General features: G+C 64.5%; 11 protein-coding genes and 3 pseudogenes. 4 read left to right on the top strand and 10 right to left on the bottom strand.

Annotated features, from left to right (window positions below; translation table 11 throughout):
* Positions 1-17 precede the first annotated feature (17 nt).
* Positions 18-662: a glycerol-3-phosphate acyltransferase gene (locus CU110_RS02150; RefSeq protein ID WP_240665447.1), complete on the top strand. Its 645-nt coding sequence runs from the start codon at positions 18-20 to the stop codon at positions 660-662.
* Positions 663-664: 2 nt separating this feature from the next.
* On the opposite strand, the gene CU110_RS02145 is transcribed toward CU110_RS02150, so the two are convergent.
* The 7 genes and pseudogenes from CU110_RS02145 to CU110_RS02115 all read right to left on the bottom strand — a co-directional run bounded on the left by CU110_RS02145 (position 665) and on the right by CU110_RS02115 (position 9,357).
* On the bottom strand, positions 665-1,909 hold the full coding sequence (locus tag CU110_RS02145) for a polynucleotide adenylyltransferase (protein ID WP_084207864.1): 1,245 nt from the start codon (positions 1,907-1,909) through the stop codon (positions 665-667).
* A 48-nt stretch (positions 1,910-1,957) separates the two neighbouring features.
* Positions 1,958-3,133: a symmetrical bis(5'-nucleosyl)-tetraphosphatase gene (locus CU110_RS02140; RefSeq protein ID WP_127734422.1), complete on the bottom strand. Its 1,176-nt coding sequence runs from the start codon at positions 3,131-3,133 to the stop codon at positions 1,958-1,960.
* Between the two features lie 19 nt (positions 3,134-3,152).
* Positions 3,153-3,530, bottom strand: a pseudogene (gene apaG / locus CU110_RS02135) (Co2+/Mg2+ efflux protein ApaG); the annotation flags it as partial.
* 15 nt (positions 3,531-3,545) lie between these two features.
* A complete protein-coding gene (gene rsmA / locus CU110_RS02130; RefSeq protein ID WP_127734418.1) occupies positions 3,546-4,319 on the bottom strand; it encodes a 16S rRNA (adenine(1518)-N(6)/adenine(1519)-N(6))-dimethyltransferase RsmA in 774 nt (257 codons plus the stop codon).
* Positions 4,320-4,409: 90 nt separating this feature from the next.
* A complete protein-coding gene (gene pdxA, locus CU110_RS02125) occupies positions 4,410-5,426 on the bottom strand; it encodes a 4-hydroxythreonine-4-phosphate dehydrogenase PdxA (RefSeq protein WP_240665446.1) in 1,017 nt (338 codons plus the stop codon).
* The gene (locus tag CU110_RS02120; RefSeq protein ID WP_084207860.1) at positions 5,416-6,699 is read right to left on the bottom strand and encodes a peptidylprolyl isomerase; all 1,284 of its coding nucleotides are present in this window, start codon (positions 6,697-6,699) and stop codon (positions 5,416-5,418) included. The genes pdxA and CU110_RS02120 overlap by 11 nt, the downstream gene beginning before the upstream one ends.
* Positions 6,700-6,783: 84 nt before the next feature.
* A complete protein-coding gene (locus CU110_RS02115; RefSeq protein WP_240499642.1) occupies positions 6,784-9,357 on the bottom strand; it encodes an LPS-assembly protein LptD in 2,574 nt (857 codons plus the stop codon).
* A 171-nt stretch (positions 9,358-9,528) separates the two neighbouring features.
* On the opposite strand from CU110_RS02115, the gene CU110_RS02110 reads away from it, so the two are divergent.
* The 3 genes from CU110_RS02110 (at position 9,529) to speD (ending at position 12,119) form a co-directional block, all read left to right on the top strand.
* The gene (locus CU110_RS02110) at positions 9,529-10,695 is read left to right on the top strand and encodes a phosphotransferase (protein WP_127734416.1); all 1,167 of its coding nucleotides are present in this window, start codon (positions 9,529-9,531) and stop codon (positions 10,693-10,695) included.
* A gap of 30 nt (positions 10,696-10,725) precedes the next feature.
* Entirely contained in the window at positions 10,726-11,151 is a 426-nt protein-coding gene (locus CU110_RS02105; protein ID WP_077378074.1) for an OsmC family protein, read from the top strand.
* Positions 11,152-11,324: 173 nt separating this feature from the next.
* Complete coding sequence (speD, locus tag CU110_RS02100; RefSeq protein WP_077378071.1) at positions 11,325-12,119, top strand: adenosylmethionine decarboxylase; 795 nt, start codon at positions 11,325-11,327, stop codon at positions 12,117-12,119.
* Between the two features lie 234 nt (positions 12,120-12,353).
* Here speD and CU110_RS02095 read toward each other — a convergent pair.
* The 3 genes and pseudogenes from CU110_RS02095 to glnE all read right to left on the bottom strand — a co-directional run.
* Positions 12,354-12,980 (bottom strand): annotated as a pseudogene (locus CU110_RS02095) (ion transporter); the annotation flags it as partial.
* A gap of 26 nt (positions 12,981-13,006) precedes the next feature.
* Positions 13,007-13,594: a hypothetical protein gene (locus CU110_RS02090; RefSeq protein WP_240665445.1), complete on the bottom strand. Its 588-nt coding sequence runs from the start codon at positions 13,592-13,594 to the stop codon at positions 13,007-13,009.
* Positions 13,595-13,877: 283 nt separating this feature from the next.
* A pseudogene (gene glnE, locus CU110_RS02085) lies at positions 13,878-16,832 on the bottom strand (bifunctional [glutamate--ammonia ligase]-adenylyl-L-tyrosine phosphorylase/[glutamate--ammonia-ligase] adenylyltransferase); the annotation flags it as partial.
* Positions 16,833-16,878: the final 46 nt, after the last annotated feature.

The raw sequence follows: 16,878 nt of genomic DNA, 5'->3' as shown, positions 1-16,878 counted from the left end.
CCAAACCGAGCCGCGCGATGCGCCTGTCCGCAAGCGACAGCATGCTGAGCGACATCATCGGCTGGGTGGCCACGCTGGCACACTGGCAGCAGCTGAGCCTGCTGCTGGCACTGGCCTATGGGGGAGGGTCGGTTCTGGGAGCGGTGTGGATCTGCCAGCGCCTGGGCCTGACCGACCCGCGACTGGCCGGCTCCTTCAATCCGGGCTTCTCGAATGTACTGCGACTGCACGGTGCCATGCCTGCCGCGCTGGTCCTGGCCTTCGATGCCACCAAGGGCATGCCTGCCCTGTGGCTGGGTGGCGAGATCGCCCTGCCCGCCTGGGCGCTGGGACTGATCGGACTGGCGGTGCTGATCGGCCACAGCCTGCCGCTATGGCATCGCGGACATCGAGGCGGCAAGGCTGTCGCTGCCGCCTTCGGCGTGCTGTTGATGCTGGCACCGGGCGTGGCCCTGAGCTGTGCCGCCCTGTGGATCGGACTGGCGTGGCGCCTGCGCACCGCCGCCATTGCCTCACTCGTCTCAGGGCTTGCCGCCCCGCTCTTCAGCCTGTGGCTGGCGCCGGAAATGAGCGGCGTGATACTCGTCTTCGCCAGTCTGATCGTGGTGCGTCACGCGCTCAATCTGCGCCGCCTGAGCGATGGCAGCGAACCGCGCCTGTAGACTCAGTGAGCGTGGCCACAACCACAGTGCGGCGCATGGACCTCTGGCGTGGCTCGCCACTCACGCAACGCCTCGGCAATCGCCTGCTGACGCTGCTCGCCCATCGCCCGCCCGATCTCGGCACCCTTGAGCCCCTGAGCGACCAGGGATTGCGGCGAGACCACCGTCGCGGCCTGCCAGGCGGCATTGCCCAGCCGCGCCAGCCCCTTGTCTTCCACTGCCAGCAAGGCCACCAGCACCGACTGACGCTCACCACGACGCCACGCATCGACGCCATCCAGCCAGACCTTGAGATCTTCCGCCTGCACGCCACCCTCACGATGCGACGCATCATTCAGCTCTCGGCACTGACGCGCCTGCTGAGCCGCATCGCGCACGGCACTGGGCAGACGCAGCTCCTGCGCCAGGGTATCGATCTCCTCACGCGACAGGTGCTCCACCAGCCGTGCCATGCGCCAGCAGACCATCTCCGCCTCATCGACCAGCTGTCGCGGCAGTCGATCCAGCCGCTCCAGCGCTGACTCAAGCGCACGGGCCTCCCTCGCCAGCGCCGGCATCAGCACGCTCAGGGCACCCAGCTCATCCAGCAGCTGGAAGTAGGCCTCAGGACTGGCTTCCCCCAGCGCCTTCTCGGTTTCCTTCCAGACACGCTCGGCGACCAGATGCGAGACTTCGCCGCTCTCGACCATCCCCTGCATCAACGCGCGAGTCTCCTCGGCGACCGTGAAACCCAGCCCCTGATAACGTGCCAGGAAGCGTGCCACGCGCAGCACGCGTAGCGGGTCTTCACTGAAGGCGTCGGAGACGTGACGCAACAGTCGTGCCTCGAGATCCGCAAGTCCGCCGTAGGGGTCCACCAGTTCGCCCTCGCCGGGCGGACTGTCCAGCGGCTCGGCCATGGCATTGATGGTCAGATCACGACGCACGAGATCCTCTTCCAGGGTCACGTCGGGGCTGGCATGCACGGTGAAGCCAACGTAGCCATGTCCAGACTTGCGCTCGGTGCGTGCCAGCGCATATTCCTCCTGCGTCTGAGGGTGCAGGAAGACCGGAAAGTCGCGCCCCACCGGGCGGAAACCACGCGCCTGCATGTCCTCGACCGTCGCGCCCACCACCACGAAATCGCACTCATGCCATGGCCAGCCCAGGCGCGCATCGCGCACGGCGCCCCCTACCCGATAGACCTCGAGCCCTTGCAGCAGGCGGTCCGATGACGCATCAAGTCGATGAGGGGCACTACGAGTCATGGGGACTCCTTGGCAGAAGGGAGATGAGACAATCAGGCAAAGGTGGGATCAGCTACCGCTTTCGACATCATCGCCATGGGTGAGCTGATACTGGGTGAAACCGCCATCGAGAGAGTAGACCTTCTCGAAGCCCTGCCCGGCAAGCCAGGCCGCTGCCTGCTGACTGGAGTGGCCGTGATAGCACACCACTACCAGCGGTGTGTCGCGAGGTGTCTCTTCCAGGATCGCCCCCGCACTGGCGTTGTCCAGATGCCGGCTGCCGGGAATGCGCCCCTGGGTGAAGCTGAGCGGATCACGGATGTCCAGCAGCACGTAGGGTTGTTCACCGTCGCGCCATTGCGCCAGTGACGCCAGATCAAGATGTTCGAAACTCATGGGAACTCCGCTGCGCGATGTCACCGCCGGTTCGAACACGCGCTGCCCCGTCTCGAGATCGAGCGCTGTCAGCCCGCCACCCCATACACAGCCGGTATCCAGTGCCGCGACATCCTGGCGCGCCGCTGGAGTCTCGCCTTCCAGCGCCGCCCAATGGCCGAACAGCAGGCGCGGAGAGTCATCCCAGGCCCCCTCGGGACGCGGAAACTGGAACCAGGGACGATAGCCCTCGGGCGCGGAATCCAGCCCCTCCTTGGCCGCAAAGTCCATGCGACCCTCGCGGTCCACGAAACGCATGCGGGTGAAGACATTCACGATGCAACGCAGCCGCGCGATGCCGCTGAGATCCTCCCGCCAGAGATCGGGCGTGTCGCCATACATCTCGCCGAGAAACTCGCGACAGGCGTCCCCCGCCAGTGCAGCTTCCGCCTCGCGGGCCAGCGCTGCCGCCTGATTCAAGGTCCAGCCGGGCAGAACGCCGGCATGCGTCATCACCGTGCGCCGCGCATCGATGGTCTCTTCCACCATCAACGGCTGGCGACGCAGCCAGTCAAGCAGCTCGTCGCGATCCGGCGCGTCCAGAATGGGCTGAAGCGTATCGGAACGCTTGAGGCGCCCGAAGCCATGCGCGACCGCCAGCAGATGCAGATCATGGTTGCCCAGCACGATGCGCGCACTGTCCCCGAGAGCCTTGGCATGGCGCAGGCATTCAAGCGAGCCCGGCCCGCGATTGACCAGATCTCCGGCCAACCACATCACATCACGTCCGGGCGTGAACTCCAGACGCTGCAACAGGCGTTCGAACTCAACGTGACATCCCTGCAGATCGCCAATCGCCCACTGCGTCATGCTGCTCCCCCGGCCGCCAATGCACCTGATGCGGCCCGGCCAGACGAAATGGCGCGATGGCGACTTCGAAGGTGCGCGCATGGGTGGCATCGGAGAAGGTATAGGCCCCCTGCATCACGCCGACCGGCATGTCGAGGACGGCCCGCGAGGTATAGCGGAAGCTTTCCCCCGGGGCGATCAGCGGCTGCTTGCCGACCACCCCCTTGCCGCGGACTTCCTGCTCGTTGCCGCTTCCCTGGGTGATCTTCCAGTAACGCGCCAGCAGCTGGATCGTCTCGTCGCTGCCATTGTGCACCGTGATGGTGTAGCGGAACACGAAGCGGTTCTCGCTCGGACGACTCTCGTCGGCGCAGTACTCCGGTACGGCGTCGACATGAATGTCCGCCACGCCGCTCATGCGTCGTGATCGCTGTCAGTGGCGGCGCTCCGCGACCGTCAGCGTCTGCGGGCGACGCGAGGGATCAATGCCCAGCGCCGTCAGCTGTTCGGCATCGATACGCCCCTTGAAGTTGTTGCGCAGGGTCTTGCGACGCTGAGAGAAGGCTTCCCGCACGATGATGGCCAGCAGCTTCTCGTCAGTCGCCGGATGCGGCAGCTCGGCATGCGGCACCAGACGCACGATGGCCGAGTCCACCTTTGGCGCCGGGAAGAAGGCACTGGGCGGCACCAGGAAGAGGTTCTCGACCGCACAGTAATACTGGGTCATCACCGACAGACGGCCCCAGTCCGTACCACCCGGCTCAGCCGCCAGACGCTCGACCACTTCCTTCTGCAGCATGAAGTGCATGTCGGCAATCGCACCACGCGCTTCCAGCAGGTGGAAGATCAGTGGCGTGGAGATGTTGTACGGCAGGTTGCCGACCACGCGCAGTGCCGGACCATCGCCCACCAGCGCCGGAAAATCGAAGCGCAGGGCATCGCCCTCGTGGATGACGAAATCGGGATAGTTGAAGAACTGCACGCGCAGCCCGGGGATCAGGTCACGGTCCAGCTCGATGACCTCCAGCTTGCCCGCCGCTTCCAGCAACGGACCGGTCAGCGCCCCCTGCCCCGGACCGATCTCGACCAGCCGCTCCCCCTCTGCCGGACGAATGGCCCTGACGATACGGGAGATGACGCCAAGATCCTGCAGGAAGTTCTGGCCGAAACGCTTGCGCGCACGATGCGCCGGGAAATGTTGGGACATGGGACTGACTTTCCTCCGGGGAGCCCTGTGGACTCCCGGACGGCGAGACCATCCTGGATGGTCGAATGACTGGGGTAGCGGGGGATTATCTCAGGCTCGCGCGGCGGCTGCCATCTCGATGGCCACCTGCACGGCCTGCACGAGACTTCCGACATCGGCCCGACCCGTGCCCGCGAGATCCAGCGCGGTACCGTGATCGACCGAGGTACGCACGATGGGCAGGCCCAGCGTGATGTTGGCCGCCTGACCGAATCCGGCGTACTTGAGCACCGGCAGCCCCTGATCGTGATACATCGCCAGCACGGCATCCACGCCATCGAGATGACGTGGCGTGAACAGGGTATCCGCCGGCAGCGGCCCCGCCAGCTGCATGCCCGTGGCGCGCAGTGCCTCGAGCGTCGGTGAGATCACCTCGATCTCCTCGACGCCGAGATGCCCACCTTCGCCGGCATGGGGGTTGAGTCCGCACACCGCGATGCGCGGCGTCTCACGCCCGAAGTAGCGTTTGAGATCTTCCGCCAGGATAGTGAGCACTCGTGTCAGCCCCTGCGGCGTGATGGCGTCGGCCACCTCACGCAGCGGCAGATGGGTGGTGGCCAGCGCGACACGCAGTCCCGGGCACGCCAGCATCATGACCACTTCCTCGACACCGCAGACGTCGCGCAGATACTCGGTATGCCCCGTGAAACCGGCGTGGCCGGCCTCGATCACGGCAGCCTTGGACAGCGGCGCCGTCACCATGGCACTGGCGTGTCCGGCCTGACAGGCGGCGATGGCCACGTCGAGCATCTGCAGGACATGATCACCGTTGCGCGCATCGATCACCCCCGGCTCACTGGGCACCGCCAGCGGCACCGGCCATACGGCCAGATGACCATTGCGGGCCGGTGGCAGGGGGTCGCCGGGGCTCAGCTCATGCAATTCAAGCGAAAGCCCCAGCAGGCGGGCACGACTGGCCAGCAGGTCGGGATCGGCGACCGCGACCAGCTGCGCCGGGAAGTCCTCGGCCTGAGCCGCCAGCATCACCAGCAGCTCGGGACCGATGCCCGCCGGCTCCCCGGCGGTCAGCGCGATCACCTCGGACGACATGGCGCGCTCACTGCTCATCAAGGCGGTTGTCGACATAGGCCTCGGCGCGGATCTGCTGCTGCCAGGCTTCCAGTTCGTCATTGAGCTTGCGCTGGAACAGGGTCTTGCGGACCTTGTCACGCTGGCTGGAATTGGTGACATCCTGCTGACGACGATTCTCGACCTCGATGATGTGATAGCCGAAGCGCGTCTTGATGGGCTGGCTGACCTCCCCCACCTTCAGGGCGTTCATGGCAGTCTCGAAGGACGACACCGTCTGCCCCGGGCTGACCCACCCCAGCTCGCCACCCTTGAGAGAGCTGCCCTTGTCGTCGCTGAACTCCTGGGCCAGCGCGGCGAAGTCCTCGCCTCCCAGCACGCGACGGCGGATGGACTCGGCACGCTCAAGCGCCTGCTGATCACTCATGTTCGGGTTGGGCTGGATCAGGATGTGACGCGCCTGAGTCTGGGAAATCAATGACTTGCCTGCGCCACGCTTCTCGATCAGCTTGACCAGGTGATAGCCGCTGGCACTGCGCAACGGCTGGGACACCTCACCTGCCTGCATGTCCGGCACCACATCGGCGAATACGCTCGGCAGCTCACCGCCGGCGCGCCAGCCGAGATCCCCGCCACTCAGCGCCTGGCTGCCAGCGGATTCCGCCGCTGCCACCTGGGCGAAGTCCGTCCCATCGGCGATCTGCTGACGCAGACCATCGGCACGCTCGCGCGCCGCCTTGACCTGAGCCGGTGTCGGCTCCTGCGGCAGGGCGACCAGCAGGTGCGCCAGGTGATACTGGATATCACTGCCGACGCCCTGCTGGTTGAGATACCGGTCGATCTCGCGATCGGAGATGCGCACCTTGCTGGCCACGCGACGCTGCTGGATCTGTTGCACCAGCAGTTCACGACGCACCTGATCACGCACATCGGCCAGCGACATGCCATCCTGCTCGAGCTTGTCGGCAAAGGCCTCCAGGCTCAGACCATTGTCCTTGGCGATTCCCCGCAGGGTGGCATTGAGCTGGGTGTCATCGATGCTCAGATTGGCCTGCTCCGCCATCTGCAGCTGAATCTGCTCATTGACCATGCGGTCGAGCACCTGGCGCTCCAGCACATTGCGCGGCGGCAGGTTGATACCGCGACTCTGCAGCTGTTGGCTGGCCTGGGAGACACGCCGCTCCATGTCGCTTTGCATGATGGCGTCCTTGTTGACCACGGCAACCACACGGTCGAGCAACTCGGCGGCACTCACCGGCAGGCTTGCCAGCGCGAATGCCAGCCCCAGCGGGGCAATCAGGGTCTTGCGCATCGGGTGTTCTCTCGACGTAAAAATGTTGATGGCGCCGCCTTGCAGCGGCGCCCTGTCGTCAGCGTGCGTGACGCATCCCGGGGGTCAGAAACCGGCGTTGCGATAGCCCGGCACCGCCTGCTCCAGATAGCTGTCCGCGCTCTGGCCGACGCCACCCAGTCCCTTGAACTCGAAGGTCAGGAAGATACCGTTCTTCTCTTCATCATCCGAGATGGTATTGGCGGTGTCGTTGTCATCCTGCCATTCCCTCCAGGTGACCTGGACGCCATAGCAGCAGTCGTTGTACTGGACACCCAGCACCTTCTCCAGCGAGCGGGAATTGGTGCTGTCGTACTGATAGCGGCCCAGCAGCGACCAGCTTGCGCTGACCGGCGTCGCGAACGAGAAATCCCACTCGTTGCGGGTATAGCCCAGCACGTCTTCATCGTCCTCATCATCGTAAGGCACGAACCCTTCGATCTCACGATTGAAGCCAAAGTTCAGTACCGTGCCCTGTTTGGCGCGATAACGCAGTGATGTCTGGGCACTTTCGGTGACACCGCGATCGAAGTCCTGGAACACGGCCTGGGTCGCGGTCCACTGGTCGTTGAGGACCACATCGGCCTGGAAGACCACCGGCGAGCGGTCACGCGTCGCCCGATAGTAATCGGAGTAGCTGTCGAAGTCGGAGCGCGACGTCTTGTCCGGGTCCCCATCCATGTCGATGTTGCGGTCCGACAGGTAGCTGGACTGGCCAACGCCCAGCTTGAGGCGTTCACGACCGCTCTCGTCACTGATGAAGCGCGAGGAGACGCCGTAGGAGATCTTGTTGGTGTCGCCTACTCGGTCGCCACCGCTGAAGCGGTAGGGAGACCACAGCTGATTCCAGCTGAAGGCATCCTCGGAGGTGTCGAAGTCCGGGAAGTCGGACTGATCGACCTCAGGGACATAGGCGTAGTACAGACGCGGCTCCAGCGTCTGCTTGTAACCTTCGCCGAACCACTCGGTATCACGGTCGAAGATCAAGCCGCTGTCCAGTGACAGCACCGGAATGGTCGCCGAGGTACTGCTGTCACGATCGGTCTCGCGATCCCCGTAGTCCAGGTCGTAGCTCAGACTGATCAGCTGGGCACGCGGCTCGATGAAGCTCCAGCTCTGATCACTGCGCCAGCCCACGGCCGGCGCCAGACGCAGACGGGTGCCGTTGGCGGCTTCATCGTCGTCGATGTCCGTGTCGGTCTCGTCCACATCACGCCAGAAGTAGGTGGCGTTGGAATTCCATTCTTCATAGAAGCCGCTGGTCTGGCTCCAGCGCGCGTTGGCAGTCAGGCTCGGCAGGCGATAGAACGGCTTGTCCTCGTCATCCAGCGGAAAGTCCATCCGCTGATACCCCTGCGCCTTGAACTCGAGATCCCAGACGTCGCCACGGTAATTCAGTCGCGCGAGACGCTCGAGGCTGTCCGTCTCGGTCTCGCCGAAGTTGCGCCCGAAGTCATCGAAGTAATTGCCGTCGGATGCCGCGCCATACTTGAGCTGATAGGCCGTGCGCGCGTCATAGCGACCAGAGTGCTGGTAATTGATGTACCAGCGATCCTCGCCGATGAGATCCTCTTCATCGTCATCCGGATCACTGCCGCCATCGTCATCGGCCAACCAGGCGCCTTCCAGCGTGCCTTCGTCGCCACGCGGCAGCAGGTAACGGAACTCACCTTCCAGCATCTCACCGCGCTCTGAAATGTAGCGAGGCGTGATGGTGGCATCGTAATTCGGGGCCAGGTTCAGATAGATGGGCTGGGCATAATCGAAGCCGCTGGAGCTGGTGTAGCTGAGCTGCGGCCACAGCAACCCGGTGTGGCGGCGGTCATCGACCGGGAAACGCACATAGGGCCAATAGAAGACCGGCACGCCGCCCATTTCCATGCGCGCGTGGGTCGCCTCCCCCCAACCGGACTCCCGGTCGATGGTGATATCGCTGCCGACCAGACGCCACAGGCTGTTGCCCGGCTCACAGGAGGTGAAGCTGGCATCCTTCAGGCGATATCGGCCATCTTCCAGACGCGCCAACTGCACCGCATCCCCCCGGATACGCTGCTTGTGGAAGACGTAGTGACCATTGTCGACGCTGGCCGCGTCGCTGTTGAGCGAGACGCGGGCATCATCTCCGCGCAGCAGCACGCCGGGCTGACGGTAGGTCACCGGGCCCTTGGCCGTCGCGGTGTCTCGCGCCTCGTTGACGCTGACCTCAGGCGATTCCAGCTGGGAATCACCCCGTCTGAGCACTACCTCGCCCATCAGGGTCGCGACGCCGTCATTGCCATAATTGGCCTTGTCGGCGGAGGTCGCGACCTGCTCGGGCGTGTCACCCGCATCGATCCGGTAGGCCGGTGTCACGTAGCGACCGCTGCACAGCTGCCCCTGCGGCATCTCATCATAAGGCTGCCAGTCGAGCTGGCTTGCCGACAGCGGCTCCGGCGGGGCGGCTTGCGCCATCAGCGGCGCGCCAGCGGCCAGCGGGGCCAGCGTCCACAGGAGACGCAGCACCAGCGGCTTGAGCCGCCATGTCGCCGGCTGGCTGACGGGGAGACGCGTCGCCGTCGTGGAAGACGCAAGACGACGATGCGGCCGCCCGAGGGCGGACACCGGCTTGCCCGTGTGTATTGAATGGCTGCGCTGGGCCATGGCTGCTCTGTGTCCTTGGCTGGGGGAATCGGTATTATACAGGCCCAGCAACCGGCCTTCCTGCTTGCCGGTTCCGCCTGTCCTGTGGTCACCACACCCCAGCATGCGGGGCCGCGGCACAGGCGTCAACTGACAGCCGGCCCCCGTATCCGCCGACAGGAGCCCCGCCCCATGACATCCGACGCCCGCCGTCAGGCCCTCCACGCCTGGGCTGCCGCACGCCACGACCTCGCCCCCGACGCCGTCCGCATGAGCGCGGTGGCCGACGACGCCAGCTTTCGTCGCTACTTCCGCCTGCATCTCGATGAGAGCGCCCCCGGCATGTCGCCCCGCATCCTGATGGATGCACCGCCGGAAAAGGAGGACAGCCATGGCTTCGTCGCCATCGCTCGCCAGTGGCGGGAGGCCGGCCTGCCCCTGCCCGAGGTCTTCGCCTTCGATGACGCCCGAGGCTTTCTGGAGCTTGAGGATCTCGGTGATACGCCACTGATGACGGCCCTGACCAGCACCGAACACGCCGACCACTACTATGGCGAGGCCATCGGCCTGCTCGAGCAGTTGCATGAACTGCCGCTGGCCGACCTGCCCGCCTATGACGATGCGCGCCTCAAGGCCGAGATGGACCTCTTCCCCGAATGGTGTCTGGGGCAGCTGCTCGACATGCCGCATGACCGCCGCTACGCCGCCTGGGAAACGCTCTGCGGACAGCTGCTGACGGCCGCGCGCGCGCAACCTCTCGTCACCGTGCACCGCGACTTCCATGCCCAGAACCTGTTCCTGCATGCCGATGCCGGCCAGTCGCGGGAGACGCTGTGGATCATCGATTTCCAGGATGCCGTCATCGGCCCCGAGAACTACGACCTGATCTCGCTGCTGCGTGACCGCCACTGGCGCTGGCCGGAGCCCGCCATGGCGCGCTGGATCGAACAGGCCCGCCTTGCCGCCCTGCCACGCTATGCCGCCGCTGGCCTGCCGGCCCCCAGCCCGCTCGCGTATCGTCAGAGCGTCGAGCGCATGGGGGTGCAGCGCAATCTCAAGATTCTCGGCATCTTCGCGCGTCTGACCCTGCGCGACGCCAAGCCACGCTATCTGACGCTGATGCCACGCTTCCTCGGCCATCTGCGTGAAGGTCTGGCCTTCTGCCCCGAACTGATCTCCTTCACCCACTGGCTGGATGAGGTGCTGACCCCGGCGCTGTCACTGCGCCTGGCCTCCGAGTGCGAGGCACGAGGCCTGCGACTGGCCAATGGCGAGACGCCGGAGATCAACCTCGACGACTACGATGAGCTGGCCGCTCTGGCCGATCGCGCGGCACGCCTGATGCGCAACGCTCATTGATTCACCGAAGGGAGAGAATTCGTCATGGCAATGAACACCAGCATCAAGTGGACCGATGGTCGCCAGTTCCTCGCGGAATCCGGCAGCGGCCACAGCGTCGTCATGGATGGCAATCCGGAAAATGGCGGACGCAACACCGGCCCGCGCCCGATGGAGATGCTGCTGATGGGGCTGGGCGGCTGCACCAGCTTTGACGTCATCCAGATTCTCGAGAAGGCCCGCCAGCAGGTCACGGACTGCCGCGCAGACCTCACGGCCGAGCGCGCCGATGGCGTGCCCAGCGTCTTCACCAGCATTCACGTCAACTTCGTGGTCACGGGCTACAACCTCAAGGAAGCACAGGTAAAACGCGCCGTGGAGCTGTCCGCCGAAAAGTACTGCAGCGCGTCATTGATGCTCAGCGCCGGTGGCGTCGAGATCACGCACTCCTACGAAGTCATCGACAGCGCCGCCTGATCATCTCCCGGCACTCCCCCTCTACTCACGCCAGCGAGCGACGCTCGACGGGAATTGACGCTGGCGTGTCAGCCCTGCCTGTGCATAATACGCCCCTCAAACCGGTTGTCTTCCCGGTCGCTCCTCGGCGCATCGGATGTCATACCACCCTCCCATCTCAAGGAGGCCTGGACGTGAGCGATCAACTCCGCCTTCACGGGTTCAACAACCTCACCAGTTCGTTGAGCTTCAATATCTACGACATCTGCTACGCGCAGACCGAAGAACAGCGTACGGCGTATATCGATTATATCGATGAACTCTACAACGCCGAGCGCCTGACCCAGATACTCAAGGATGTCACCAACATCATCGGTGCCCACGTGCTGAACATCGCACGTCAGGACTACGAGCCGCATGGTGCCAGCGTGACCATCCTGATCGCCGAGCATGAGCTGGAAGAGACGGACCCCGCCCAGACGGAGCCGGGCCCGGGCCCGCTGCCCGAGACGGTCGTCGGCCATCTGGACAAGTCACACGTCACGGTGCACACCTACCCTGAGTCCCACCCGGACAACGGCATCAGCACCTTCCGTCTGGATATCGATGTCTCGACCTGTGGCATGATCAGCCCGCTGAAGGCGCTGAACTATCTGATCCACAGTTTCGACTCCGACATCGTGACCATGGATTACCGCGTGCGCGGCTTCACCCGCGACGTGGATGGCAAGAAGCTGTTCATCGATCACGACATCACCTCGATCCAGGATTACCTGGCGGAAGACACCAAGTGTGCCTACCAGATGGTCGATGTGAACGTGTATCAGGAAAACATGTTCCACACCAAGATGCTGCTCAAGGACTTCGAGCTGGACAACTACCTTTTCGGCACCTCGCGTCGCGAGCTGACCTTCGAGGAAGCCACCAACATCGAAAGCCGTCTGCGTCGCGAAATGCTCGAGATCTTCTACTCGCGCAACTTCGACTGAGCCGGGCACGCCTCCGGCCTCGTCCAGACGCCGAGCCATCTCGTCATTGACCTCACGCTGGAGCGCCTCACGGCGCTGTTCGCGCTCCGCCAGCGACTCCCCCTGCATCACCGCCACTTCATCGAGCCGGGTGCGCAATTCACGCACCTCGGTCGTCAGCTCGCTGATCTGGTGATAGAGCGCGCGGGTCATGTCGCGCTGGGCACGCGCCGCGCGCGCCTCCTGCTCACTGTCATCCTCGATGAAGATCGAACTGATGTAGGCCGCGAAGCTCCCGAACAGCCCCACGCCTCCCACCATCAACAGCACGGCCACGACCCGCCCCAGGGTGGTGATGGGATAATAGTCCCCATAGCCGACGGTGGTCACCGTCACGACGGCCCACCACAGCGCCTCCTCGGCAGTGTTGATGGGGCTGTCGGGGTTGGGAGTCTCCACCATCAGCATGGTGAGTGCGCCGAAGACCACCAGCAGCACCGTGGCAGTGGCCGCAGAGGCGAACACCCCCTCGGCGCGATTGCGGAACAGCAGCTTCCAGATCATCTCCATCGACTTGATGGCGCGCAGCACTCGCAGTATCTGCACCACGCGAAACAGCCTCGCCCCCTGGAAGAGGCCTGCCGGAATACAGGCCAGCAGGTCGATCCAGCCCCACTTCATGTACTCGCGCTTGCTCTTCGCACTGGCGAACCGCTTGCAGAAATCGACGAAGAAGAACAGGCAGACCACGTAGTCCATGTACTGCAGCAGTCGCTGGACCGGAGGCGACAGTTCGAAGATCAGATCCACGACCATCGCACCGATGACATACAGTGACAGCACCAGAATGAACAGCTGAAAGGGCGTGACGCGTTCCTGCATCCGAGGATAGCCTCATGCGCCCGCGCTCATGACGTCTTGTCGCGCGACTCGTCGTCACTCGGGGGCTGGAAGGTAGACTGCTCGCTGATGTCTTCCCCACTGATGCGATTCAGAAGCTTGCGCAACTTGTGACGCTGGCGGCGTGATGACAGGCGATTGGAATCCCAGCGCTCCGGTACCAGCGCACATTCTCCATTGGCATCGTGCAGACGGAAGGCACGCTCGACGCCGATCGGGTGGTCTTCACTGCCATAGATGCCGATGATGCTCAGCGTCAGGCGCTGGAATTTCAGCTGCTCATTGCTGGGCCAGTGACCGTCGAGCGAGATGCCATTGCGGCGCGCCATGCGCTCGATGACTTCAGAGAACGTCCCGATATGCAGGAAGTCGCCCGAGCCCAGCGGCCCCTGGCGCGTGGTATCGGAGATACGCCATTCACTGCTGCTGGAAGCCTCCTTCGCGGACTGTTCGCTGTCGCCGTCCTGCTGATTGTCACTTTGCTCGTCACCTTCCTGATAGCTGCGTTCGAACTCGGTGACATCCATCAGCAGGCTGCCATGACTGGTATCTAGCCGGGCGATGATGTGCTCGATGAAGATCGATTCGGCACTCATGTTGCTGACGATGCACAGGCTGTCGATCCCCTTGGACTTGCCGCGATTGATCAGCACGCGCGGGCGCCGCTGGCGACGGAAGTTGTGATACAGCAGCTGTGCGTAGACCAGCCAGATGAAGAACGAGCCGATACTGGCAATCGCCGAGATGGTTTTCGAGTGATTCGCGATCCACTCCATCATGCTGACCTCCCCTGTCAACGTTGTCTGATGCACCCTTTCTTGGGGATGGCGACAGGGGATTGCGAGCATTGATATGGCGTTTAATCACGCCGCGCTCCCCCAGCAAGGATTGCCAGATGGCGATGACACGCTCGCGGTGCATGGCGATGAGCGGCACCTGTTCGAGATTGATGAGGCTGCCACGCTTTTCCAGCGCGAGGCGGTGGCTGGTATTGCGATAGGCCAGATAGGCCTCGCGCAGTTCACTGGCCTGTTCACCCGGCAGGCGCCCACAGGCCTCCAGCGTCTCGAGCAGTCGCATGTTGTCACTCCATCTCAGAAGCTCCGGCTCCTGATGACTCATCGACAACACGCAGTACTGGGCCAGAAACTCGATATCGACGATGCCTCCCGCATCCTGCTTGAGGTGGAACTGGCCTGCATCCCGGTCCTTGGCGGAACTCCCCAGGTGATCCCGCATCTTGTGGCGCATGGCGACGACTTCCTTGCCCAGGGCATCGGTCTCTCGGGCCTGCCCCAGCACCTCCCGACGTGTCTGCTCAAACGCCAGCGCCAGCGCCGGATCCCCCGCCACGGCACGTGCCCGCACCAGCGCCTGATGCTCCCAGGTCCAGGCCTGGGAAAGCTGGTAATCACGGAAGGAAGCCAGGCTCGAGACCAGCAGTCCGGAGTTGCCGGAAGGCCGCAGGCGCATGTCGACTTCGTAGAGGGCACCGGCCGGAGTCACCGCGGTCAGCAGATGAATGATGCGCTGACCCAGCCGGGTGAAGAACAGCGGGTTGTCGAGGGGGCGCGGGCCATCCGTCTGGCCCTTGCTGGCGGCATCGTGCAGGAAGACCAGATCCAGATCCGAGCCATAGCCCAGCTCGATGCCCCCCAGCTTGCCGTAGCCGACGATCACGAAGCAGCCGCTCAGACTGTCCCCGGTGATCGGCTGGCCATCCCGCCCCAGCGGAAAGCCGTGCTTGCGGGTCAGGGTCTTCCAGGCCATCGCCAGCACCTGCTCGAGGATCACCTCGGCGATGAAGGTCAGATAATCGCTCACCTTCATCAGCGGGCGCGCCCCCGCGATGTCGGAGGCCGCGACGTGCAGCACCTGGGCGTGCCGGAAGACGCGCAGCGCCTCGAGCAACGCCTCTTCATCATCTTCGGGGATGCGTGACAGCGCGATGCGCAGCTCATCGGCCAGACGCACCTTGTCGGCGGGCGAGTAGAGATTGTGCGGGTGCAGCAGCTCGTCCAGCAGCACCGGATAGCGCGCCAGCTGCTCGGCAATCCAGGGGCTCGCCGCACACAGGCGCATCAACTGCGTCAGTGCATCAGGATTCTCGCGCAGCAGCGCCAGGTAGGCCGTGCGACGCAACACGGCCTCGATCAGCGGCAGCACACGCTCCAGCACGCGACTGGCATCATGCTCGCCGGGCTTTTCCGGATCGCCCGCCGCCGAGCCCAGCGCCTGCAGCAGTGAGGGCATCAAGGCATCCAGACGATCAAAACCGATGCGCTGCATCCCCTGCACTGCCCGTGAGCGACGCAGGCTGTTCAGGCGCCGCAGACTCTCGTCGGGCGCCTCGAATCCGCTTTCGGCGAGCAGCTCCCGACCCTCTTCCACCGTCAGCTCATCACGCCACAGGGCACGCCACTCATCGAGTGCCTGCTGCCCTTCGGGCGGTTCGGTTTCCTCGTCTTCCGGCGCGGCGATCACGTTGTCGAAGTGCAGCCGGATGCGAGCGCGCACCTCTTCGAGTCGCTCGGTGAGCGCCTCCCAGTCCGGCAGCTGCATCGCCAGCGCGAGACGCTCGCGCCCCAGCGGGTCCAGCGGCAATGTCTGGGTCTGGCGGTCGGCCTGCGCCTGCAGGGCATGCTCAAGATCACGCAGGAAGACGTAATCCGGCACCAGCTCATCCACGACCGCCTGTGGCAGCAGGCCAAGCTCGGGCAGTCGCGCGAAGGCTGTCTTGAGTGAGGTGGCCTGCAGTTCCGACTCGCGGCCACCGCGGATCAACTGGAAGGCCTGGGCGACGAATTCCACTTCGCGAATGCCACCGGACCCCAGCTTGATGTTGTCAGAGAGCCCGCGGCGCTTGACCTCGCGATTGATCATCCCCTTCATCTCGCGCAGGGATTCGATGGCGCCGAAGTCCAGATACTTGCGGTAGACGAAGGGTCGCAGATGCGCGATCAGTCGCTCGCCCGCGGTGATGCTGCCGGCCACTGGACGCGCCTTGAGCATCGCGTAGCGCTCCCATTCACGCCCCTGATCCTGGTAGTAGCTGGCCAGCATCGAGAAGCTGCCCACCAGTGGGCCGCCGTCCCCCAGCGGCCGCAGGCGCATGTCGACGCGGAACACGAAGCCATCGGCGGTCATCGCATCCAGCGCCGCGATCAACTTCTGGCCCAGCCGCGTGAAATATTCCTGGTGATCCAGCGACTTGCGCCCGCCCGTCGTCTCGCCCTTGTCGGGGAAGGCGAAGATCAAGTCGATATCGGAGGACAGGTTGAGCTCTCCGGCCCCCAGCTTGCCCATGCCGAGCACCACCAACCGCTGCGGCTCTCCGAAGCGATCCGCTGCCGGGCGGCCATAGCGCGGTTCAAGAAAGGCCTCCAGCCACCCCAGCGCACCTTCAAGCGAGACCTCGGCCAGTCGCGAGACCGCGCCCGCCGTGTCCCACATGCCCGTGCCATTGAGATCACGCCAGATGATGCCCAGCATGCGCAGCTGGCGGAAACGCCGCAGCACCTGCTGCATCGCCTTTTCATCCTCGGCGGCCGACAGCCCCTCCGTCAGCCGTACGCTCAATTCCCGTGGCGGCAAGGCGCGTTCAAGCTCGCCGCTCTCGATCAGTTCGGCCAGAAGCTCAGGGCGACGGCACAGGGTATCGAGAGCGAAGTCCGACAGCGTGACCAGACGGGCGAGCTCGAGACGTTGCTGCGCCCCCAGCGCCAGAAACGTCGCCACGGGCGAGCTGGCATCGCCGCGCATCTCGCTGAGGCTCCGGGCCTGCATCAGGCTCTCGTTCAGACGCTCCCGTGCGGCGCCGGCAGCCTCCTCCAGTGTCTGGCGACTGTGCTCGGATTGCTGGCCGAGCAGCGACTCCAGC

It is taken from the genome of Cobetia sp. ICG0124, assembly GCF_004006355.1.
GTDB classification, from domain to species: domain Bacteria; phylum Pseudomonadota; class Gammaproteobacteria; order Pseudomonadales; family Halomonadaceae; genus Cobetia; species Cobetia marina.
This window is presented reverse-complemented; position numbering and strand designations above follow the sequence as displayed.